This is a genomic window from Allomuricauda sp. ARW1Y1 (assembly GCF_013407935.1).
GTDB lineage: Bacteria > Bacteroidota > Bacteroidia > Flavobacteriales > Flavobacteriaceae > Flagellimonas.
This window is the reverse complement of the sequence record NZ_JACBZU010000001.1, coordinates 398,108-420,409: the sequence shown is the minus strand read 5'-3', so window position 1 is coordinate 420,409 and position 22,302 is coordinate 398,108. Positions and strand designations below refer to the sequence as shown.

The 22,302-nt window shown below is 43.1% G+C and carries 23 protein-coding genes and 1 tRNA gene; 8 read left to right on the top strand and 16 right to left on the bottom strand.

The genetic code is table 11. The features are described 5' to 3' along the window. Window positions 1-34: 34 nt before the first annotated feature. From GGE08_RS01890 to GGE08_RS01870, 5 genes are all read right to left on the bottom strand, one after another. Entirely contained in the window at window positions 35-1,660 is a 1,626-nt protein-coding gene (locus GGE08_RS01890) for a S41 family peptidase (RefSeq protein ID WP_179383213.1), read from the bottom strand. Continuing rightward, window positions 1,644-2,441 (bottom strand): ribonuclease P protein component, encoded by a 798-nt coding sequence (gene rnpA, locus GGE08_RS16160; RefSeq protein WP_179383212.1) that lies wholly within the window; start codon window positions 2,439-2,441, stop codon window positions 1,644-1,646. The genes GGE08_RS01890 and rnpA overlap by 17 nt, the downstream gene beginning before the upstream one ends. A gap of 136 nt (window positions 2,442-2,577) precedes the next feature. Continuing rightward, a complete protein-coding gene (locus tag GGE08_RS01880) occupies window positions 2,578-4,431 on the bottom strand; it encodes a M1 family metallopeptidase (RefSeq protein ID WP_179383211.1) in 1,854 nt (617 codons plus the stop codon). A 3-nt stretch (window positions 4,432-4,434) separates the two neighbouring features. Then, entirely contained in the window at window positions 4,435-6,084 is a 1,650-nt protein-coding gene (locus GGE08_RS01875; protein ID WP_179383210.1) for a S8 family peptidase, read from the bottom strand. A gap of 24 nt (window positions 6,085-6,108) precedes the next feature. Then, on the bottom strand, window positions 6,109-6,975 hold the full coding sequence (locus GGE08_RS01870) for an MBL fold metallo-hydrolase (RefSeq protein WP_179383209.1): 867 nt from the start codon (window positions 6,973-6,975) through the stop codon (window positions 6,109-6,111). A 219-nt stretch (window positions 6,976-7,194) separates the two neighbouring features. On the opposite strand from GGE08_RS01870, the gene GGE08_RS01865 reads away from it, so the two are divergent. Beyond that, complete coding sequence (locus tag GGE08_RS01865; RefSeq protein ID WP_179383208.1) at window positions 7,195-9,054, top strand: sodium:proton antiporter; 1,860 nt, start codon at window positions 7,195-7,197, stop codon at window positions 9,052-9,054. On the opposite strand, the gene lepA is transcribed toward GGE08_RS01865, so the two are convergent. Continuing rightward, window positions 9,051-10,847 carry a translation elongation factor 4 gene (lepA, locus tag GGE08_RS01860; RefSeq protein WP_179383207.1) on the bottom strand — a complete coding sequence of 599 codons (1,797 nt, stop codon included), beginning with the start codon at window positions 10,845-10,847 and terminating at the stop codon, window positions 9,051-9,053. The genes GGE08_RS01865 and lepA overlap by 4 nt on opposite strands. Before the next feature lie 151 nt (window positions 10,848-10,998). Here lepA and GGE08_RS01855 point away from each other — a divergent pair, with 151 nt between their 5' ends. After that, the gene (locus GGE08_RS01855) at window positions 10,999-13,419 is read left to right on the top strand and encodes an outer membrane beta-barrel protein (protein WP_179383206.1); all 2,421 of its coding nucleotides are present in this window, start codon (window positions 10,999-11,001) and stop codon (window positions 13,417-13,419) included. Between the two features lie 51 nt (window positions 13,420-13,470). Further along, a complete protein-coding gene (dusB, locus tag GGE08_RS01850; RefSeq protein WP_179383205.1) occupies window positions 13,471-14,463 on the top strand; it encodes a tRNA dihydrouridine synthase DusB in 993 nt (330 codons plus the stop codon). Here the strand turns inward: dusB and GGE08_RS01845 are convergent. After that, a complete protein-coding gene (locus GGE08_RS01845; protein WP_179383204.1) occupies window positions 14,460-15,665 on the bottom strand; it encodes an ABC transporter permease in 1,206 nt (401 codons plus the stop codon). The genes dusB and GGE08_RS01845 overlap by 4 nt on opposite strands. Window positions 15,666-15,667: 2 nt before the next feature. After that, the gene (gene rbfA / locus GGE08_RS01840; protein WP_127140346.1) at window positions 15,668-16,063 is read right to left on the bottom strand and encodes a 30S ribosome-binding factor RbfA; all 396 of its coding nucleotides are present in this window, start codon (window positions 16,061-16,063) and stop codon (window positions 15,668-15,670) included. 101 nt (window positions 16,064-16,164) lie between these two features. On the opposite strand from rbfA, the gene mce reads away from it, so the two are divergent. Both mce and GGE08_RS01830 read left to right on the top strand, forming a co-directional pair. Further along, a complete protein-coding gene (mce, locus tag GGE08_RS01835; protein WP_179383203.1) occupies window positions 16,165-16,572 on the top strand; it encodes a methylmalonyl-CoA epimerase in 408 nt (135 codons plus the stop codon). A gap of 55 nt (window positions 16,573-16,627) precedes the next feature. Then, window positions 16,628-16,701, top strand: a tRNA-Ile gene (locus GGE08_RS01830). 533 nt (window positions 16,702-17,234) lie between these two features. Here the strand turns inward: GGE08_RS01830 and GGE08_RS01825 are convergent. Together GGE08_RS01825 and GGE08_RS01820 are read right to left on the bottom strand one after the other, a co-directional pair. Continuing rightward, complete coding sequence (locus GGE08_RS01825) at window positions 17,235-17,465, bottom strand: hypothetical protein (protein WP_179383202.1); 231 nt, start codon at window positions 17,463-17,465, stop codon at window positions 17,235-17,237. Next, window positions 17,466-17,768: a helix-turn-helix domain-containing protein gene (locus tag GGE08_RS01820; protein WP_179383201.1), complete on the bottom strand. Its 303-nt coding sequence runs from the start codon at window positions 17,766-17,768 to the stop codon at window positions 17,466-17,468. Window positions 17,769-17,971: 203 nt separating this feature from the next. Between GGE08_RS01820 and GGE08_RS01815 the strand changes: the two genes are divergently transcribed. Genes GGE08_RS01815 through GGE08_RS01805 form a run of 3 tightly spaced genes read left to right on the top strand, consistent with a single transcriptional unit; the run spans window position 17,972 to window position 19,165 of the window. Further along, window positions 17,972-18,196, top strand: coding sequence for a hypothetical protein (locus GGE08_RS01815; RefSeq protein WP_179383200.1), 225 nt, complete (start codon window positions 17,972-17,974; stop codon window positions 18,194-18,196). A gap of 8 nt (window positions 18,197-18,204) precedes the next feature. Further along, window positions 18,205-18,519, top strand: coding sequence for an SH3 beta-barrel fold-containing protein (locus GGE08_RS01810; protein ID WP_179383199.1), 315 nt, complete (start codon window positions 18,205-18,207; stop codon window positions 18,517-18,519). Window positions 18,520-18,535: 16 nt separating this feature from the next. Continuing rightward, entirely contained in the window at window positions 18,536-19,165 is a 630-nt protein-coding gene (locus GGE08_RS01805; RefSeq protein WP_179383198.1) for a hypothetical protein, read from the top strand. A gap of 183 nt (window positions 19,166-19,348) precedes the next feature. Here GGE08_RS01805 and GGE08_RS01800 read toward each other — a convergent pair whose 3' ends face one another. The 6 genes from GGE08_RS01800 to GGE08_RS01775 form a co-directional block, all read right to left on the bottom strand. Beyond that, complete coding sequence (locus GGE08_RS01800) at window positions 19,349-19,588, bottom strand: hypothetical protein (RefSeq protein WP_179383197.1); 240 nt, start codon at window positions 19,586-19,588, stop codon at window positions 19,349-19,351. Continuing rightward, entirely contained in the window at window positions 19,588-20,163 is a 576-nt protein-coding gene (locus tag GGE08_RS01795; RefSeq protein ID WP_179383196.1) for a hypothetical protein, read from the bottom strand. Before GGE08_RS01795 ends, GGE08_RS01800 begins: the two co-directional genes overlap by 1 nt. 9 nt (window positions 20,164-20,172) lie before the next feature. Further along, window positions 20,173-20,613 (bottom strand): hypothetical protein, encoded by a 441-nt coding sequence (locus tag GGE08_RS01790; protein WP_179383195.1) that lies wholly within the window; start codon window positions 20,611-20,613, stop codon window positions 20,173-20,175. 78 nt (window positions 20,614-20,691) lie between these two features. Beyond that, window positions 20,692-20,934: a hypothetical protein gene (locus tag GGE08_RS01785; RefSeq protein WP_179383194.1), complete on the bottom strand. Its 243-nt coding sequence runs from the start codon at window positions 20,932-20,934 to the stop codon at window positions 20,692-20,694. Then, window positions 20,922-21,215 carry a hypothetical protein gene (locus GGE08_RS01780; protein WP_179383193.1) on the bottom strand — a complete coding sequence of 98 codons (294 nt, stop codon included), beginning with the start codon at window positions 21,213-21,215 and terminating at the stop codon, window positions 20,922-20,924. The genes GGE08_RS01785 and GGE08_RS01780 overlap by 13 nt, the downstream gene beginning before the upstream one ends. Window positions 21,216-21,290: 75 nt before the next feature. Continuing rightward, window positions 21,291-22,274: a DUF6371 domain-containing protein gene (locus GGE08_RS01775; RefSeq protein WP_179383192.1), complete on the bottom strand. Its 984-nt coding sequence runs from the start codon at window positions 22,272-22,274 to the stop codon at window positions 21,291-21,293. Window positions 22,275-22,302 lie beyond the last annotated feature (28 nt).

Below are 22,302 nucleotides of genomic sequence, written 5' to 3'. Positions count from 1 at the left end.
TGAAAAATTCAGGCTATCAAAAACCTCACAAAAACTACCTCAAAATACTGGCATATTTTTGGGAGTCGGCCAAGAGTTCTTTGGCCGTCAAGATGGCATCGTCGTGGTCCAGATAATATTTGTAAAGGCCTTCGCGATAAAAATATCGGGTGATGATCTCGTCCTCCAGCTTTTTGGTGATTTCCTTTTGATAGCTGTCCAAGGCCGAAATTTTACCACGGTTAACCGCTATGAGTAGATCTTTGTACTTTTCCTGGACTTCGGAGCCCAATAACGTATCGTCCGTATTGATGGATTCTTCCAAAATCTTTTCTGTTTCGGTCTGAAAGGTGAAGTTTTCCGATTTTACAAAGCGTTTGAATTCGGAATAATCGCTACCGGAGAAACGGAAATTGTCCACCGAATTGAAATCGTGGGCATAGAAATAATCCGTAGCAAAATCAAAAACCAGTTGATTATCTTCAAGAGCATCAATCAGGGAATTGGTTTTAAGGGATTCGATGGTCACATCGGGCATGATGCCTCCGCCATCCCAGACCTTTCGGCCATTTCTGGTAGTAAACTCATTGAACTCGGTATTTCGAACCGCATTGCCCTCTTTATCTCGATTCCAATAATCCAAGGATTGTATGCACCTTCCTGATGGCGTATAATACCTGGAGATGGTTACTTTCAATTGTGTTCCATAAGTCAATTTTAACGGGCGTTGCACCAGTCCCTTTCCAAAACTCTGCGCACCCACGATTACAGCGCGGTCCAAGTCCTGTAATCCACCGGAAACAATTTCACTGGCCGAGGCACTTTTGCCATCCACCAATACCACCAACGGAATTTCCTCATCCTCTGGCTGGTTTTTGGTTCGGTATTCCTGATTAAATTTTTTGACTTTGGATTTTGTGGTGACGATCAATTCGCCTTTGGGCACAAAAAGATTGGTCACATTAATAGCTTCCGAAAGCAGGCCTCCGGGATTGCCCCTAAGGTCCAAAATCAAACGTTCTGCCCCTTTGCCCTTGAGGTCTTGCATGGCGGATTGGGTTTGTTTGGACGCCTTGCGATTAAAACGGGAAAGCACAATGTACCCTGTTTTTTCGTCGATCATGTCATAAAACGGCACGGCATCGACCTCAACCCCTTCGCGGGTGATTGTGGCGGTTTGGGTTTTTCCCTGTCTTAGAAATGTAACATCGACCGTGGAGTTGTTGGCTCCCTTGAGCAGTTCCCCGGCGTTGTCGTCAAAATCAGCAACGTTGGTCTCCCCAATTTTAATGATTTCATCCCCGGCTTTTAGCCCAGCCTTGTCTGCTGCATAGCCTTGATAGGTTTCAACGATAACCAATTTTCTGTCACTGGTCCGTACCAAGGCCCCAATACCGGAATATTCACCAGCATTATTGATACGGTAGGATTCCACATCCTGTTCGTTTAAAAACTGGGTATAGGGATCTAGCTCTTCCAGCATATTCTTTATGGCGGAATCCATCAGCGCAGCTGGATTGGTCTCGTCCACATAGTTCATGTTCAGCTCTTTAAAGAGCGTTGTAAAAATTTCTATTTGCTTGGCAATCTCAAAAAAGTCACTCTTAAAACTGCTGGCACCCACCAAAACGACTACGGCCAACACGGGAATCAACAGCTGCTTCTTAATCAATCTTTTCATGGAATTCTTTGTTTACAAATGCCTTTAACAGCGTTTTCATAGCAATTTCGACCTGCTCAAAATCGGGGTCTTTCTTGCCAAGGTATAAAAATATGAACGCATAATTTCCCTCAATGTTGTTAAAAATGAGGGGTTTGTTGAGCCTGTATGCCTCCCGTAACAGCCGTTTGATACGGTTGCGTTCCACGGCTTTTTTAAACTTTTTCTTTGGGGCGACCACGGCCACCTTCACCGGGACAGCATCAGGAAAAGAGGTGTTGAGGTATATTAGTTTGATTGGAAACTCCTTTAGTGTTTTTCCTTTGGAAAAAAGCTTTTCAAAAACGGTTTTATGGGTGAGCTTCTCCTTTTTTGGAAAGGAATTGTCCCCTTGAGGGGAGTTTAGGGGTGTTTTTTCTGCATTCAAATTAGGGTCTTTGTATTGCATTTGAGCTATCGTTTCTTTTATGCTCATCAAAACACTGAACATATTGCTTTTAACTTCCTGATCCTGCCACCTGAGCAAATGTACGCCGACTTTTTCTAGTTGATGTTCTCTTTGTTGATCCTTGTCATATTTGAAATCATGCGATACCCCGTCAATTTCTATGGCAAGCTGTAATTCGTGGCAATAAAAATCAACAATATACTCAAGTAAAGGAACCTGTCGATGAAATTGAACCCCTATTGAACGTTGCTTTAGTTTTTCCCAAAGAAGGACCTCGGAGAGCGTACTGTTTTTACGCAGTTGCCTTGCAAATTCTTTTAACTTGGGATTATATGGAATAATCTTGTTTTTCATACGAACGAACCCAAATATATCAAGAATAATTGTTCAAGTAACACCCCTAAGGTCCCCTCAAGGAGACAGTTGTTCATGATAGATAAAAAAAGGGCGGCACAATGGCCGCCCTTCAAGATTCTTCCATTCGTGAGGGCTATTCCTCAGCTTGGTAAACGTTGTTTTCTCCATTAACATCGGCCATCAACTGGGATGGGTCTATCATAATGGCCTGCACGTTCTCCAGCGGCATGTCCAAGGTAAATTCATAAGTGGGATACGCCCAAGGCCAATCCTCCAAAATAGTGCGCTTTAAATTAGGGTATGGGTTGTCTTTTTCCCCGAACATCATGCGCAAGGGAACGTAATAGGTTTGTTGGGTGCCGTCCTTGCCCACTACCAAAATATCCAAGGGCATGGGCATTTCGCCAATGCGCTCCATGGTCACTTTGGTGTGTTCTCCATCAGCCTCCACACTTTTGATTCCGTAATCGATGGTATTGGTGGTCTGGGTCCAATCTTTAAGGTACCAGTTAAGCTCCATTCCGGATACTTTTTCTGCGGTCCTTTTGATGTCGTTGGGCACAGGGTGCTTGAACTTGAAATCCTCAAAGTACTTTTGAATGGTTTCCATAAGCTTGTCCTGCCCAATAACATAGCCCAATTGCGAAAGAAAAATGGATCCTTTGCTGTAGGCTGAAACACCGTAAGCGAAGTTGGTGGTATACCTGTCCGCGTGGGTCGCTTGTGGCATTTCCAGGCCAGAATTTACCAAAGCGTAGTAACCTCTGTAGGAGCCTTCAAAAGGGTTCTCCTTGTTCTGCTCCATAATCTGGTTCATACACAAGCTGCTGATAAAAGAGGTGAAACCCTCATCCATCCATTCGTGCTCAGATTCGTTGGTAGCCAGTACATGCTGGAACCAAGAGTGCGCCATTTCGTGCACCATTACCCCGACCAAGCTGCCAAATTCGCGTTCACCGGTGATCAAGGTGCTCATGGCATATTCCATACCGCCATCGCCTCCTTGAACCACAGAATATTGTTCGTAGGGGTACTTCCCGACGTTGTCGCTAAAAAATTTCATGGCCGCAGCTGTTTTGGGCTGAAGTTTTTTCCAGTTTTCGTTGAATTCTGGATTGTCCTTGTAAAAGAAATGTAGAGTTGGGCCATCTTCCATTTCGTACGTGTCGTGAATGTACTCTGGGTCGGCCGCCCACATAAAGTCATGGACGTTGGGCGCTTTAAAGTGCCAGGTCAATGTTTTTCCTTTGGTCTTCACCTTGGTGCCGGGCGCTTCGTACCCGTGACCGATTTCTTGTGGATTCTGAAGATATCCAGAACCTCCAACCGTGTAGTCCTTGTCCAAAGTAATTTTGACATCAAAATCGCCCCAAACCCCATGGAACTCGCGAGCAATGTATGGGTTGGGATGCCACCCCTCAAAATCATATTCGGAAAGTTTGGGATACCATTGGCTCATGGATAGCGCTACGTTTTCCCTGCTGTTTCTTCCAGAACGTCTGATTTGCAGCGGAACCTGACCTTCAAAAGTCATATCAAAAGTGGTTTTTCCACCGGGAGGAATGGGTTGTGCCAAATTCACTACCAAAATCGTCCCTTCTTCCGTAAAAGTAACAGGCTGGCCATCTTGGGTAAGGGATGTAGCGTGCAAGTAGCCCATTTCACTTTCGGAAAGCGAAGCAATTCTACTTTTGCCATCTTCCATCATTCTTTTATCGGGATCTTTGATGTTTTGCAGCCTAATGTCCATTTCACTACCAGGCTGAAAGGCATTGTAGTACAAATGATAGAAAACACGGTCCAATTGATCAGGGGAGTTATTGGTGTAGACCAATTTTTGGTTCCCGGTGTATTGATAGGTTTCCACATCCATGTTCACATCCATGGTGTAATCTACATGTTGTTGCCAGTAGCCCGTATTTTGGGCACTCAAAAAAAGACTGCTCCCTAAAAGGGCTGAAAAAAGAAATACTCGTAAACGTTTCATAAATTATTTTGAATTACTGTCCAAGGTCATTTTGCCGTTTGAGACGTTGTTTGCTAAAATTAAGGCATTGTAGGCATTCACCATTTTGCCCGATTTGGAAATTTTATCAAAAGTGGTGGCTTTGGTTTCGTCACCGGACACAATTACGGAGGTTTTGGTCCTTAGACCGGATTCCATGATAATGTTTTTTACTTGTGATGCCGACAGGTCGGGATAGTACGAGCGAATCAACGCCGCGACACCTGCCACGGCAGGTGCTGCCATGGAAGTCCCTCCTTGAAATTCGTATGCACTGTTGGGCATGGTGGAATAAATTTCTGCTCCAGGGGCAAAAACGTCCACCCGTTGACTGCCATAATTGGAAAAAGAAGCGATCATTTCGGAACCATAACTACTGGTCAAGGCACCTACGGTAATCAAATTGTCCACAAACTCAGTTTCGGTGTCCATGTCATCATTGGGATAATTTCTGTTTTCCGGAAGCTCCAGGTCCTCTCCATCGTTACCAGCTGCATGAACAATCAATACGTCCTTGGAGGCTGCATATTTGATGGCCTCATAGACCCATTCTGCTTTTGGGGAGAAGGATTTTCCAAAACTACAATTGATGATGGAAGCTCCATTGTCCACCGCGTATCGGATACCCAAAGCGATATCCTTATCGTATTCGTCCCCGTTTGGCACCGCACGAATACTCATGAGTTCCACATTTTTGGCGACGCCGTTTACACCAATTCCGTTGTTTCGCTGTGCGGCAATTATACCCGCTACATGCGTACCATGGCTTTCGCTTTCTACTTGGTTGTCCGGGTTTCCGTTGCCATAGGGCACATCGGTAATGTCGTAAGGGTCATCGCCCACAGGAGCCCTACCGTTAAAGTCCTTGTTCAGATTATAGTTGACCTGCTCGGTAAAATAGGTAATTCCTTCCTCAAGTTCTTCCAATACTTCGGAAATACTATCTCCATAGGTAAACATTTGTGTCAACACGGCAACACTTTGCTCCATTTGGGCGGTCTTGGGTTCAATGGAAAGTAAATCTTCCTTGGTATAGGTTTCTTTACCAAGTTCGTCTTGAACGAGTTGGTCGGCCCCTTTGACCACTTGAAAAATTTGTTCGTATTGCTGCTTGTTTTGAAGGGCTTCAGGGTATTTCTTATCCAAAAGAAGCCTCGCTTCGGCTCTTTGTGAGGCATCACCAATGTTCAGGCGAAGCATACGCACATATTCCAATTGCTCATTATAGGAATCCCCAAGAAAATTATAGCCGTGAATATCGTCCACATAACCATTGCCGTCGTCGTCCTTCCCGTTGTTGGGAATTTCATCGGAATTGGTCCAAAGCACACCCTTTAGATCTTCGTGGTCCAAATCCATCCCTGAATCCAGAACGGCGACCACTACGGTTTTTCCTTTTTTGTTTTTGATGATTTCATTGTAGGCCCTGTCCACGCTCATTCCGGGAATGGTGTCTTGGATAAGGTCTAGGTGTCCCCAATGCTTTTTTTCTGCTTCGGTAAGTTCTGAAACCTTTAAAGGAACGGCATCGATGTTCTCCACAGGGGTGGAAACCAATGTGGTTGATCCACAACCCATCAAAACAAGGGCCGCAGAAAGCGAAAGGAACGATAGTTTGTTATATGTGCAATTCATAAATTGTTTTGGAATAAAAAAGAGTTATGGTGTATTGAATAATTCTTGATAAGTAAAGACCCGATCGAGGCGCGCCCCCTTTTCTGTTTGCTGCAAGGAGCAGATTTGATTGTGGGCATCGTGCTCAAAAAGCAACAACCAGTCATTTTCAACAGCTTGATTCAAAAAACGGCTTTTCTCCTCCAGTGTCAATAATGGCCGGGTATCGTAGCCCATGACGTAGGGTAGGGGAATGTGACCGACGGTTGGAATCAAATCGGCGACAAACACAAGGGTTTTACCTTGGTATTGGAGGTGGGGCAACATTTGCTTATCGGTATGCCCATCCACAAAGTGGATGCCAAAACCAAGTTCGGATTTTTCTAGGAATGAACCATCATTTCGGTCCACAAAATGGAGCTGGCCGCTCTCTTGCATGGGCAAAAGGTTCTCTTTTAAAAAAGAGGCCTTTTCACGGGCGTTGGGCTTGGTGGCCCATTCCCAGTGGTCCTTGTTGGTCCAAAACTTGGCATTTTTAAAAGCAGGTTCGTAGCCTGTTCGGTCTTTGTTCCATTGGATACTGCCCCCACAGTGGTCAAAGTGCAGGTGGGTCAAAAAAACATCGGTGACATCATCACGGTGGAAGCCCGCTTTTTCCAAAGATCTGTCCAATGTATGATCTCCCCAGAGATAGTAATAGCTAAAAAACTTGTCCGATTGTTTGTTCCCAAGACCGTTGTCGATCAAAATAAGTCGGTCCCCATCCTCAATCAAAAGGCAGCGGGCGGCCAAATCGATCATATTGTTTTGGTCGGCAGGATTGGTCCTGTTCCAAATGGATTTGGGCACCACACCGAACATGGCTCCGCCATCCAACTTAAAATTACCGGTCTCAATGGGATAAATTGTCATTCTGAAAGTAAAATGGGCTGCAAAATAAGAAAAGCACGCCCCAAATGCCGAAAAAATAAAGATATATTGGCCGTAATTTAACAAAAAAGCGACCAGTAAAGGCCAAAAATGAATGTCGTTCCCAAAACGATCAAGCGATTGGTGAAGGGAAACAGTAGAGCGTTGGGTAAAGTGGCCATATCTAAAAGAAAAACAGTAAATTTCCACAAAACTTAGACCATGCTCGAACTTGCAGGAATCATAATTCTTGGAATTATTGCACAATGGGTGGCCTGGCGATTTAAATTGCCCGCAATTTTGCCCTTGATATTGATTGGTTTGTTGGTAGGGCCTATTGCCACCCTATATACCGAAGACGGATCAAAATTGATAGAACCTATCTGGAACGGTGAAAAAGGCCTGTTTCCCGGGGAAGGGCTCTATTCCTTTGTTTCGTTGGCCATTAGCGTCATCCTTTTTGAAGGTGGCCTAACGCTCAAGAGAGCTGAAATATCCAATGTGGGGCCCGTGATCACCAAGCTGATTACCGTTGGTACCATCGTTACCTTTTTTGGCGCCGGTGTTGCGGCCCATTATATTTTTGGCCTCTCATGGCAGATTTCCTTTTTGTTCTCCGGTCTGATCATTGTAACCGGCCCGACGGTAATTACCCCGATTTTAAGGAACATTCCCTTAAAGAAGGATGTCTCTGCCGTTTTAAAGTGGGAAGGTATCCTAATCGACCCTATCGGAGCGTTGGTTGCGGTATTGGTTTTTGAGTTTATTAGTGTGGGAGAGGGGCAGGCCTTTACCCAGACCGCTTTGGTGGAGTTTGGAAAGATCATCCTTTTTGGGACCACCTTCGGATTCACCTTTGCGCATGCGTTGGCCTTTGCCATCAAAAGGGATTTTATTCCGCATTATTTGCTGAACGTGGTTTCCCTGTCAACAGTACTATTGGTGTATGTGGAATCGGACCTGTTTGCGCACGAATCGGGACTATTGGCCGTTGTGGTCATGGGTATGGTGATGGGCAATATGAACCTGCCGAACCTAAAAGAATTGCTTTATTTTAAGGAATCATTGAGCGTACTTTTGATTTCCATCCTTTTTATCCTGCTGGCGGCCAATATCAACATCAGTGATATGGAGTTGATCTACAATTGGAACACAGTCATCCTTTTTGCGGTCATTGTTTTTCTCATAAGGCCCATAGGGGTGTTCCTGAGTTCGCAAGGGTCCAATTTAAAGTTCAACGAAAAACTCTTTATCGGTTGGGTAGGGCCTCGAGGAATCGTTGCGGCCGGTATTGCTTCCCTTTTTGGTTCAAAACTGATGCAACGGGGCGAACCCGGAGCCGAATATATTACCCCTTTGGTATTCATGATCGTGTTGGGAACGGTACTGTTGAATGCGACCACCGCCCGTGTATTCGCAAAATTAGTGGGAGTGTTTCTGAAGAAGTCCGAAGGTATATTGATTATCGGTGCTTCCAGACTCTCGAGATTGATAGGGAACTACCTTAGAAAGAACAACAGGCACGTGGTGTTGATAGACAACAACCAAAACAATGTGGACAAGGCCAAAAAACTGGGCTTGGAAGCCATAACGGCCAATATTTTTTCCGATACGCTAACGGATAACATCGAACTGAACGATATGGGTTATTTGATGGCATTGACCGGCAATTCGGACATCAACAAATTTGCCATCAAAAAATTCCAAAGGCAATTTGGTGAAAATGGAGCTTTCCGCTTGGTGAACACTGAGGAGGTAAACGATCCTGATAACAATCCGAAGGAGGGACTGTTTTCCCACACGGACGATTTTATCCAGTTAATGGACACGGTTCGCAAGCATCCTACCATCCACGAAATCGAACTGGAGGACAAAGAACATTACGACAAGCTTATCGATATTACGTACGAAGACCGCGATATTGTGCCCTTATTTACCAAATCCCCTGATGGCAGTATCGAGATTATCCCTGCAAACAGCAAGGACTTTACACCCAAAGGGGAAGGCTACAAGCTGGTGTACCTAGGCAAAATATTGGAAAATGACGAAGAAGAGGCAGAAGAGCCTACAGAGGAGGATTAATCGTTCAATTTAAGAACGGCCATAAAGGCTTGCTGTGGTATTTCCACATTGCCTACTTGGCGCATCCTCTTTTTACCCTTTTTCTGCTTCTCCAAAAGCTTACGTTTACGCGATATATCTCCACCGTAACACTTGGCCGTTACATCCTTTCTCAAGGCTTTGATGGTTTCCCTTGAAATGATCTTGGAACCGATGGCGGCCTGGATCGGAATATCGAACTGTTGTCTTGGGATGAGTTCCTTTAGTTTTTCGCACATCTTTTTACCAATGTGATAGGCATTGTCAAAGTGAACCAATGCAGAAAGCGCGTCGACGGGTTGCGCATTCAGCAGGATGTCCACCCGCACCAATTTGGAGGTGCGCATGCCAATGGGCGAATAGTCAAAAGAAGCATATCCTTTGGAAACGGTCTTCAAGCGGTCATAAAAATCAAAAACGATTTCAGCCAAGGGCATATCAAAGATCAACTCGACACGCTCTGTGGTCAAATAGGTCTGGTTAACGATTTGTCCACGCTTTTCAATGCAAAGTGACATCACATTGCCCACAAAGTCGGCCTTGGTGATAATGGTCGCCTTTATATAGGGCTCCTCTACCCGGTCAATGGTCGATGGGTCCGGTAGATCGGAGGGATTGTTAACGATAATGGGTTTTTCATCACCTTTGGTGGTGTAGGCGTGGTAGCTTACGTTGGGCACCGTAGTGATCACGGTCATATCGAACTCACGTTCCAAACGCTCTTGGATGATCTCCATATGCAACATGCCCAAGAATCCACAACGAAAACCGAAGCCCAGAGCAGCACTGCTTTCTGGGGTAAAGACCAGCGAAGCATCATTCAACTGTAATTTTTCCATGGAAGACCGCAAATCCTCGAAATCTTCAGTGTCTACTGGATAGATTCCAGCAAAAACCATGGGCTTTACATCCTCAAAACCACTGATGGGGTTTTTGGTGGGGTTGGCCGAATCGGTGATGGTATCACCCACTTTTACCTCGCGTGCATCTTTTATACCGGTGATCAAATAGCCCACATCCCCTGTCGAAATCTTGTTTTTGGGATGCTGGGTCAGTTTTAGGGTACCAATTTCGTCCGCTTCGTAGGATCTTCCTGTAGCGACGAATTTAATTTTTTGGCCTTTGGTGATTTCTCCGTTTACTACCCTAAAATAGGTTTCCACTCCTCTAAAAGGATTATACACGGAATCAAAAACAAGGGCCTGCAACGGCTCGTCACGGTTCCCTTTTGGTGGGGGAATACGGTCGATGATCGCAGTTAATATTTCTTCAATACCCAACCCTGTTTTGGCACTGGCTGGAATCACCTCTTCAGGCTTGCAGCCCAAAAGGTCCACAATATCATCGGTAACTTCCTCTGGGTTTGCGCTGGGAAGGTCCACTTTATTGAGTACGGGGATAATCTCCAAGTCGTTTTCCAGCGCCAAATATAGGTTGGAAATCGTCTGAGCCTGAATACTCTGGGCGGCATCTACCACCAAAAGCGCTCCTTCGCAGGCCGCAATGGAACGTGACACTTCGTATGAGAAATCAACGTGTCCGGGAGTGTCGATCAGGTTGAGCACATACTTTTCACCGTTGTGCTCGTAATCCATTTGAATGGCGTGGCTCTTAATGGTTATTCCACGTTCGCGTTCCAGGTCCATGCTGTCGAGCAATTGGTCCTGTTTCTCGCGTTCGGTCACCGAGCCGGTAAAATCCAACAAACGGTCGGCCAAGGTACTTTTACCGTGGTCAATATGTGCAATGATGCAAAAATTCCTGATCTTCTCCATAACAATAATAAGATACCCTAAAAAAGGGATTTTATCAACTGCAAATATAATTGTTTTACATACCCATAAAGGGTTTTTTATCAATAAGAAAATAAGGGGCTATTTCGCTCAAAAATAATTTCTTAGATTTGAGGTTCAACCCAAACCTCTAATGAAGAACCTCACCACCGTACTTATATGGGTGCTCCTATCCTTAGGTGGCGCTTATGGCCAAACCTTTAAGATTACCGGAAAGGTGGTGGACGAGCAGAACCAGGTAATACCTTACGCCAATATTTTGCTGTTAAAGGCTACGGATTCCACCTTTGTTCAAGGAAGTTCGGCCAATGAGGAAGGCTTTTTTGAGCTTTTGCAAGTCGAGCCCAACCTGTATCTGCTGCAAGCGAGTTATGTGGGCAGGGGCTCCGAACCCAGAGCATTGGACATTAAAAAGGACGTATCCCTCGGCGCTTTGATCATTCCCATGGAGACTAATGAATTGGATGAGGTAGTGGTCACGGCTCAGCGCCCCAAACTCCAACGATTGCCGGACAGACTGGTCTTTACGGTGGAAAACACGGTAGTTTCGCAGGGAACCTCATGGGATATCCTTAAAAATACTCCGGGTGTTATCGTCAATCAGGATAATTTGATGATACGCGGCCAAAATGCCACGGTCTACCTCAACGATAGAAAGGTGCAGCTATCAGGTCAGGAGGTACAGGATCTGCTGCAAGGGCTTTCGGGAACCAACATCAAGTCGGTGGAAGTGATAGCCAATCCACCCGCCCGCTATGATGCCGAGGGTGGACCGATTTTGAACATTGTCACTAGCAAAAACATTGTTCCCGGCTATAAGGGCAGTGTAAATGGAACCTTCACCCAGGCGGTATTCCCAAAGTACAGTATAGGAACGAGTCATTATTACAAAACAGATAAACTCAATCTGTTTGCCAATTACACCATCAACCCCAAAAAAGAGGTCAATAAAACCAAAAAGGGCATCAATTTTATCGATGATACCAATTCGATTTTCTCCTTTTGGGACACAGATTACAATCAAACGGACCGCTCGCAGTCGCAAAATGCCAGTTTTATCCTCGATTATGATTTTGATGACCGCAATAGTCTCAATCTGACCTCCAACCTGTTGTTCAATCTGGACCAAGAGCAACAAACCCTGCTCAGGAACGAAATCAGCAATGCGCAGGCTGAGTTGGATTCCACCTTTACCACCCAAAACAACGCCAATATGGATAACACCAACTTGGCTTTTGACCTTACTTACGTGCACAAACTCAAAAAGCCCGGTGCGCAAATTCGGGCCAACGGTCACTACACCTATTTTAACGGGGAGACGTTCCAACGATTGGCCTCCGATTATTTTGATGCTGATGGCACTTTTTTAAGGGATTTTGGTTTTGATTCGGAAACCGACCAAAACATTCAAATTTTTACAGGTCAAATCGACTACGCTACGCCCATCGGAAATGCCTCTTTTGAATCGGGAGTGAAATATTCATCGATATATTCCGAAAACAAGCTCGATTTTTTCAATTTCAACGGTTCTAGCAATACGGTGGATGCCTCCCTCTCCGATGAGTATACCTACGACGAGAAAGTCTACGCTGCGTATTTGAGCTTTGTGAAGAACTGGGAAAAATGGTCCATGAAATTGGGTGTGCGCGGTGAGTTGACACAGGCCGAAGGTATTTCCGAGACCTTAGATCAGGTAAATACGCAGGACTTTTTTGAGCCCTTCCCTTCTTTGTATGTGCTTTACTCGCCATCGGATAAGCATAGCTTTTCCTTTGATTATGGAAGAAATATTAACCGACCCAAGTACAACGACCTGAATCCTTTCCGATTTTTTTACAACGAGAACGACTTTGAGGAAGGAAATCCGGGTTTGAGGCCAAGTTTTAGCAATAACTTCAATTTCAACTACACGCTCAACAGTGAGTACTTCTTTGATGTATACTATCGCGATAATGGCCGGAACATAGCCTATCTGGTATTTCAGGACAATGAGAACCAAACCTTGGTAGAGTTGAAACAGAACGTACTGGAAAGTAAATCCTACGGATTGGATTTTACCTTGAGCAAGTCCATTTTGAATCCGTGGTTCCTGTACGCCTATACTTCGTTGTTTCACGAAGAGGAAACGTTTTTGGCCGAGGAAAGCGGCAATGTACCCTTCACCAACGAGGTGAATGGGGTCTACGCTTATTTGGGCAATTACTTGACCCTTTCCAAAGATGGAACTTTTACCGGGGAAGTCGCCGCCACCTATGTATCGCAATTTCTCTTTGGCTCTTACGTGTCCGATGAGCAGTTTAATTTGACGCTTGGCCTTCGCAAGACCTTGTTTGACAATAAGATAGTGCTTTCACTTGCCGCAGAGGATATCTTGGAGCAGTATGTGCCCACCTATCGTTCGCAATACCTGAATCAGGACAATTTTTATCGTAGACGCCCCGAAACACAGTTCATCCGTTTTGGATTCACCTATAATTTTGGGAACTTTAGGTTGGAGGATAACCAAAGAGGTATCGATAAAAACGAACGCGACCGACTGCAATCGCAGAACTAAGTTTGGATTTGCCGCCTATTTTGTACTTTTGCAGTCCAAAAAACAAAGGATTTGCCAAAAATTGGAAACATAGAACTACCTGATTTTCCGCTTCTTCTAGCTCCCATGGAAGATGTGAGCGACCCTCCTTTTCGAAAACTGTGCAAGGAGCAGGGTGCCGATGTGGTGTATACGGAGTTTATCTCTTCGGAAGGATTGATCAGGGACGCCGCCAAAAGTGTCATTAAGCTCGACATTTACGAAAAAGAGCGGCCGGTAGGTATCCAAATTTTTGGTGCTGAATTGGATTCGATGCTTCAGGCGGTGGATATTGTGGAAAAATCAAACCCCGACATCATCGACATCAATTTTGGCTGTCCCGTAAAAAAGGTGGTCTGTAAAAATGCAGGGGCCGGTATTTTGCGCGACATTCCTTTGATGGTCAAACTCACCGAAGAAATTGTAAAGCGAACCAAATTGCCCGTTACCGTAAAAACGCGATTGGGATGGGACAACAGTTCCATTAAAATTGTTGAGGTCGCAGAGCGCTTACAGGACGTTGGGATACAGGCCATTTCCATTCACGGACGTACCCGTGTGCAGATGTACAAGGGCGAAGCCGACTGGAAACCCATTGCCGAGGTGAAGAACAACCAACGTATGCACATTCCAGTATTTGGCAACGGGGATGTGGATACGCCAGAAGCAGCAGTGAAAATGCGGGACGAATTTGGACTGGACGGAGCCATGATCGGCAGGGCAAGTATCGGTTACCCATGGTTCTTTAATGAGGTGAAACACTACTTTAAAACAGGAGAGCATTTGGCACCTCCCTCCATGCAGGAAAGGGTGGATGCCGCCCGTAGGCACTTACAGATGGCCATTGACTGGAAAGGGGAAAAACTAGGCGTTTTTGAAACCCGTAGGCACTACACCAATTATTTTAAGGGCATACCACACTTTAAGGAATACCGCATGAAAATGGTGACCAGTGATGATGCTGCCGATGTTTTCGCTGCTTTTGATGAGGTAGAGGAGAAGTTCGGCGATTTCCAGTTCGCTTAAGCGGAAATCAATTTTTCGTTGATTCGGCTGCTCGCGATTTTTGAGGAGATAAAGCCCAATACCATAATCGTTCCGATAACAATCAAGATATTGATAATATTGAATTCTACGGGATAAGCCAGGGTAGGTGTAATCTTTAACCATCCGAATGCCAATTGGGAACCGATCAGCAACATACCGATCAACACCCCGATCAATCCACCAAAGGAAGTGACCAAGATGCCTTGGATAAAATAGATGCGCCGTAGTTCTTTAATGGTGGTTCCCAAGCTGTACAGTGTTTTGGAGTTCTGTTGTTTGTCCAAAATCATCATTATAATGGCACCGACCACATTAAAAAGGGCAATGATCAACACCAAGGTAAAAATCAAATAGGTAGCTAAATTTTCGGTGTTCAGCATCCGATATAGTGAGGTATTTTGCTCTCTACGCGTTAAAACGGACACCTTATCGCCCAAGACTTCCATTATGGCACTTCGGACATCATCCGCAGAGGCCTTTTCCATCAATTTAAAATTGATGCCGGAAACCTCGGTAGAGTCCTTTTGCAGCAGCTCTTGCACAATGGGGAGTTGGGCAAACACATACTTTTTATCCAAGCTTTCTTCCACGGCATACACCCCGCTTACCACTAGGGCCAAATCATCATACGGTTTGGCATTGAGGCCTTGTTGGGAAAAGGACCCTTCGCCAGGTTTGGGCACCAGGACCTCCATCGCGGTTCGGTTGTTCATCGGAACGCCCAGCAAATTATAGATACCGATACCGATGACGCCATTATAGACATCCGAACCCCAATTCCCAAAAATCAGGGTACTGTCGACCCCGGTAACCGCTCGGTAATGCTCATCCACTCCTTTAATGTAGGCAATGGTACTTTTCTCTTTATAGGTAAGGTAGGCCCGCTCTTCCAATTCTTTGGAATAATTGGACAGTCCCTCGATATTGGCAAGGGCCGATTCTTCATCCGCTGACACGGTAAAATGTTTCCCGAGGGTCGGCGAAGCCTTTAAATCGGGATCAAAGGTGTTGGAAAAGGAAAGGCTGAAGGTCCGTAGCCCTGCAAAAGCGGAAAGCACGATAAAAAGCGCCGCAGAACCGATCACAATTACCAAAAAAGTGATGAAATTGATGATGTTCACCGCATTCTGGCTGCTTTTGGAACGCAAGTAGCGCTTTGCGATATACAGGGGAAAGTTCAAAATTAGGATTTCTTGCGTTTGTCGAGCAGGTCCCTGTTCTCGATAGGGTTTTCCTCTCGCTTCAGGGATTTCTCGATTTTTTCGATGTACTCCAGCGAATCGTCCAGATAAAAATTCAGTTCCGGCACCCGCCGTAATTGGTGTTTGGTACGTTGCGCCAGTTCATAACGGATGGCCACCTGGCTTTCTTTGATACCTGCCAACAGCTCCTTTGCGCCTTTGTTCGGAAAAATGCTGACATATACTTTGGCCAAGGACAAGTCCACGGTGACGGAAACCTTGGACACAGAGATCAAAGTTCCCTTAAGACCACCGTCGGTAGCGGCACGTTGCAGGATATCGGCCAAATCTTTTTGAATGATTCCCGCTATTTTTTTCTGTCTTTGTGTTTCCTCCATACTGCAAAAATAAGCGAATTAATGACTAACGTCACAGGATTAACCATTTACAGTGCGTAATTTTGAAAAAAGCTGCGTATTTTAAAGCTATGGATACTTCTATGGACAAAATTGAACACATCGGAATCGCCGTAAAGGATTTGGAGGCTTCCAACGCCCTGTTTGCCAAACTTTTTGGTGTACCGCACTATAAAGTGGAAGAAGTGGCCTCGGAAGGGGTAAAGACTTCCTTCTTTAAATCGGGCCCCAATAAAATTGAATTGTTGGAGGCCACAAAACCCGATAGCCCCATTGCCAAGTTTGTGGAGAAAAAAGGGGAAGGCATTCATCATATTGCTTTTGCGGTGGAGGATATTGTATCGGAACTGGAGCGATTGAAGGGTGAAGGCTTTGTGGTCTTGAACGAAACGCCCAAGAAAGGGGCTGACAACAAGCTGGTGGCTTTTTTGCACCCCAAGGGTACGAATGGCGTTTTGGTGGAGCTATGCCAAGAAATAAAAGAGGGCTAGCGGGAAAATCTTGCGCTGTAGAAAAATAAACACTAATATTGCATCCGCAAAATGCGGTCCTATAGCTCAGTTGGTTAGAGCACCTGACTCATAATCAGGTGGTCCCTGGTTCGAGCCCAGGTGGGACCACGAAAAAAGCCTTAACTTATTGAAAGTCAAGGCTTTATTTTTTTGTATACAACATCAGTGTCTTTTTTTGCCTTAAAACATCGCTTTTTTGCCCTGTTTATAACTTAATTTTAATTAGGATTATATTATTAACTTTGGATAATGAAAAAGGGAGCCAGCCGCTAAACTAACTCCCTTTCCGATGGTAATTTATTAAAGCCGTACTCTAATGAGAAGCCGCACACTTTAATTTTCCCATCTCAAACCTCCAAATGGTGGAGGAGCAAAGATTAAATCATAGCCCCTTATTAACGGGGCTTTTTTGTTTTTGATTTATTAAACAAATTTAATTCATTATGATCTAGCCTTATTCTAAATTAAGGTTTGTAATGACTTTTTATAAAACTATAATTTTTGTCCCATAGCATCAAAAGACTAACACAACGTCCCATTATTGGGACACCTTTAAAAAATAAAAACCCCTGATATTAAAGGGGTTTACGGTTGTTTTTATGTGGTTTGTCCCACTTTACTAGGAGTGGGACACCTTTTATTTATACGAAATTAGAAACTATTTGAAGCAAGAAACCAATTATAAGCAGTACTAATGCCAACCCAGAAAACTTCCGTTTTAAATTTTTAGTTTTTTCACGCCGTTCCTTTGATGGTGCAGATTGTAATAATAGGGCATGAGTTTCTTTTGGAGGCTCGTAATAAAATAAAAGAACAACCCCGGCAATATCAAAAGCCAATCCCACCGTGTTTATAATTGTAGAACAGTCCATTTAGTTTAGCTCTTTTACTTTAGATAATACAGCTTCCAAATCCGTTACACTTTTAATAGTGTGGACCGTTCCGTCATACTCTATGAACCCATAAAGTTCTTTTCCTCCTTTACTAGATTTAAATAGATCCCGTACCTCTACATTTAAAATATCGGCCATCTTCATCAATACATTGGCCCTGGGGAAACTGTTGCCCTGCATTATATTAGATAAGGCCACCGGCGATATACCAAGCTCTTCCGCAAAATCCTTCCCCGTCAATCCTTTGCCGTCCATTAAGGGTTTCAAATTCAAAATATCCATAAAACTAAATTATACGTCCAAAGATAACAATTATACTTAAACTTTAATAATATATGTTAAAATTTAATTTAAACTTGTATAATATTAAATTAAAACTTATATTTGACACATAAAATTAAAGTTAAACATTAATCATGGATGCAGCGACCTTTAAAACAGAAATGAGAAACCATAAAGAATGGTTGATGGGTAAAACGATAACAATGACACTTATCACATCGAAAGGCGTCCGTAAATACACCTTTAACACTTTAAAGGGCTTTGGTAAGGCGGTTTTGGCCTTCGAGGCTCTAGGAGCTGGGTTTGGCTTTGTTACCGTTGGTAATAAATACATTATTAAACCCGCCAAAAACTTCAATGAGTTTACCCACAGAATGAATAACGGGGTTTGGACCAACGTACATTTTTCAGCTACAACAATCAAATAAATACAACCATGGAATCATTTAGAACACAAGTATTCAGAAGGGCCCACGAAATTGCCCGTAGCACGGGTAAAGCATTTGCAATATGTCTAGTGAAGGCATGGCAGATTTACAGATTAAAAAAGGCAATGGTAAAGGGAACCGTAAAGTTTGCCTTTGAAAAAGTGGATGGCTCAATCCGTTACGCTTACGGAACATTGGAAAGCAAATTTTTAGGGGACGTTAAAGGGTTAAGAAAACCCAATCCCAAGGTAGTAAGCTACTACGATATGGAAAAATTAGCCTTTAGATGTTTCAAAGCCGAAAACCTAGTAAGAATCTATTAATCTAATTTATACAAACATGAAAACACAAATCACCAAAGAAAATGCAGTAAAAATTTTGGAAAGCATTGTTAGGCAACAAGTCCTTTGTGATAGCTTAAGCAAATTGCTCGATAGCGATATGCAGGAGTTTTATCCCAGTTACGATGTTTTTGAGGCACTTTTCAACATTGACTTTATGGAACTTCCCCAGGAGTCCTATTGTAAATATTCCAACGCCTTTACGGAAAATGCCAAAGTGGAAAACGGAAAGTATAAATTGGCCGCTGAAAGGATTTATGACGCTATGGTGGCCCTGGACAATACCAAATTTGAACCGGGTGCTATGGTCCTAAAAATGGCCCACGAGGACGCTTTAAAGGTTATAGGTAGCCATCTGATGAGTTATGTGTTCTATGCAAAAATTTCGGATATTGGTTTGGATGCTGATAACTACCTATGTTCGTACTCCCAATTATTGAAAATCTTGTTTGCCAACGTCCCCAGCGACATACAGGAAGATGATTTAATGGAGGTATTTTACAAGGGTGCGGATGATTTGATCGCCACTCATGATTTTAGACACGAGGTTCCAAATGAATTGCTGAGAGAGTTCTCAAATTCCATTTATAGGGGGCTTATCAAAAAAGGAAAGGAACAACTGGTTTAGGCTGTAAATGGTCATAAGAATTGAAAACAAAACACCCCCATTATCAGGGGGTGTTCGCATTGAAAAAAGTAATTAAAACAAAAGAATGAAATGGATTGAAAATTGCTTTTTAAAAAGCCAGTACCGGGCCGTAATGTTAAATCTCCATGACCAAAGATACCTTGCCCGGTATACTGGCCTGTATTATTCTCCAAAAACCATAGATATTGCCTCTAGATTCTTATTTCTGTTTTGATGTTCTGCGATAGCTGCATCCGCATCCAAAAAGGTCTGTAATATTGTTTTAAAACCTTGGAGGCCTCCACCGAGTTCGTTAAAATTCAACATCCGCAACTTTAGGGCCTTTAGTTCCGTTTCAAGCTGGTCATCCGTAAACCCCTCATACCTGGCAACCCTGTAATGTACTTTCTTGTGTGGTATCATCACTGCGCTCTTTTAAATTCATTGTTCAACTTGGCAAACTTGTAAGGGTCCGGTTTTACCTCATTCATATCTTCATAGATCAATTTATCCGCAAACCTCACCAAATTATAACCTCCTTTCGCTCCATACTTTTCTTCTAACACCCTAGCAGCATCCACGAACGCTTTATAAGCTATGTATTCATCTTTCTTCTCATCATCCAACTCCAGATAATACCCTTCTTTGCTTAGGTTCGATTTAACGGCTTTTTTGGTGATTGTTGGGGCAGAATCCCGTAAAAGGTCAAAAGCCCTATAAAACGTCTTTTTTAGCCCCTCCATAGCGTTTGAATCAACACCTGTTTCATTGAAGAAAACCCTATCCTTGTCCAGGTGTTCCGGTTTGCCCTCACAATAAAGGCTCCAGTATTTTTGGACCAGATATGTAGTCGGGTCTTTCAATAATGCAACATAGTCATCCACATCTTTGCCAATGGCATTTTTATAAATGGCTTTCATTTCTTCAAGGGCTGCAAATAATTCGCTCTCTCTTTGCTCCGCTCTTTGGTAATCTTCTTCTAAAAACTTTAATTTCATTTCACTTTTTTATTGTTCAACTATTTTTTTCATTCTTGCCTCGATAACTGAATTTCGCAACCTCTCATCTCTGGTAATTGGATTTTCAATATGCATTTTAGCAAGGCGTAATAATTCATTTTTACTATTGGGTTGCGACTCCAACGAAAGACGGACATTGTTCTTTAAAGTACCATCTGAATTGAAAAACATCTTGTAGGTTGATGGTTTGGGATTCCTCCTTAAATCTATAGTGGTTGGTTTTCCCTTTTTTTCCCTAACTCCCTTTAGTAAACCATTATTATCTATTACGGCCACTTTACCGGATTCCAATAGATGCTCACCTTCCGGTGCTGCCCCTATGCGCTCACCTTCTTGGTTTAGGAGGAACACTGGCCTATCCAACATAGGCGGGTTGCCTGTGAACTCGATACGGGTTTCCCGATCAGCTAAATACTTGATTGTATTCATACTTTTGATTTTTAATAATTACTTTCTACTATTTAAACGGATAACTCCATTTTTTGTCCATTTAGACTTGTCTAAAAATTAGTTTATAAATAAAGGTCTTTCCCTGCCCGGCTCCATAGGCCATTCATCAACAAAAGATCTTACCCTTTTCATCAGTAGTGCCTTTTCTTCTTTTGTAGGAACTTTATTTGATGAAAACTCACCATCCATAAACACACCCAGTGCAGTGTTCACAATGGCAATCACCTGTTTTTTTGTTACTGGATTTTCCTGCAAAAAGGCTTCCAGTTCTTCGATAGTATCTATTTTTATTTTCCCCATTTTGACATATCTATTACAATTGGCTTAAGGTCTATCGCTCCATTTATTTGGCTTTGGTAGTCAATGGCCTTTAACGTTGGCAGCACGAACTTGGATAACTGTATGGTGAGTTCAATCCTTTCTTTTGGTTTCAATGATTTAAAATCATCCTCCAGGGTTTTCATATTTCCATTTACCAACTCTAAATAGTTTTTCCGGATTTCTTCGGTGGCCTTGTTCGGAATACCTTTTCTGCTTGATTTTCTTCCCGCTACCGAAGCGGATTTTTCATTAAATTTCATAGCTTATTTTTTATTGTTTATTATGTTGTTTTGGCAGTTACAATTTTTACATCGTTAGATTCCCGTTACTTTTTTCTACTCAATCATTATTTCCATACCGTTATTATGGACCAAATCAAACTCTGAAACCAACTTTTCAAACAAAGGGTTTTTAGCGTTTAATTTGTTTGCTGCTAAATCATCGGTGCTTAATGTCCGTTCGGGATTCTTCTTAGGGGTAGGGGCGTGATTTAAGAACACATCAGCAACATCCGTATTCTTTGGCACATCAAACTTTAATAATGTCTTATCCACTGTTATTTTAAACCCGTACTTATTCAACTTGTCCGCCTCATTGCTCCATGTATCAATGGCATCTTTATCAGGAAAAGCAACAATGTTGTAAGCCTTAATTGGTTTAAGCATGTCGTATTTAAAATTGCCTTTACCTCCAGTGGCCATAAATAGATATTCAGGATAGACCATACTCATGATGATTGCAGTCTTTTCGCTTTCAACAATAGCAATTTTTCTCTTATCGTATACCGTTGAGAGGTGAAGGCCAAATAAACATTGCCTCAACTCGTGCGCATCATCCCTTAAGCCTAAAACCGTCCTTACATTGTTGTTGTATGTCTGGTTTCTTTTTCCGGTTTCTTTATCGTACAACATTAATTTACCGTGCCTTACCTTCATTTCCTGGTCTACTTGCCAAAATATTGTGGCACCGTCCCAATGTTTGGAGGTTCCTATGAAATACTCTTTGATTGCTTTCTCAACAAATTCTTGATCAAAGTTTTTTCTTAGGAAGTGAATAAAATTGTTGTTGCCACTTTTCTTCACCGTTTTCTTTATCAAACCCTTTTCATGGTAGAAAGTTGGTTTATCTGGAGTAGGCGCAACATTATCAGTAATTACTCCGCTTTGGTCGTTATACCATTTATCGCAACTATGGCAAAAGCCATATTTTTCACTCCCTTTAAAAGGAACAAATTTTCCATCTCTATTGGATTTGCCACAAGGGCAATATTTAATCCTTCTCCTTTGTTTACTATCTAACCTTAAATTATTATTCATCATAATTTATTCATGAATACATTAAAACGCT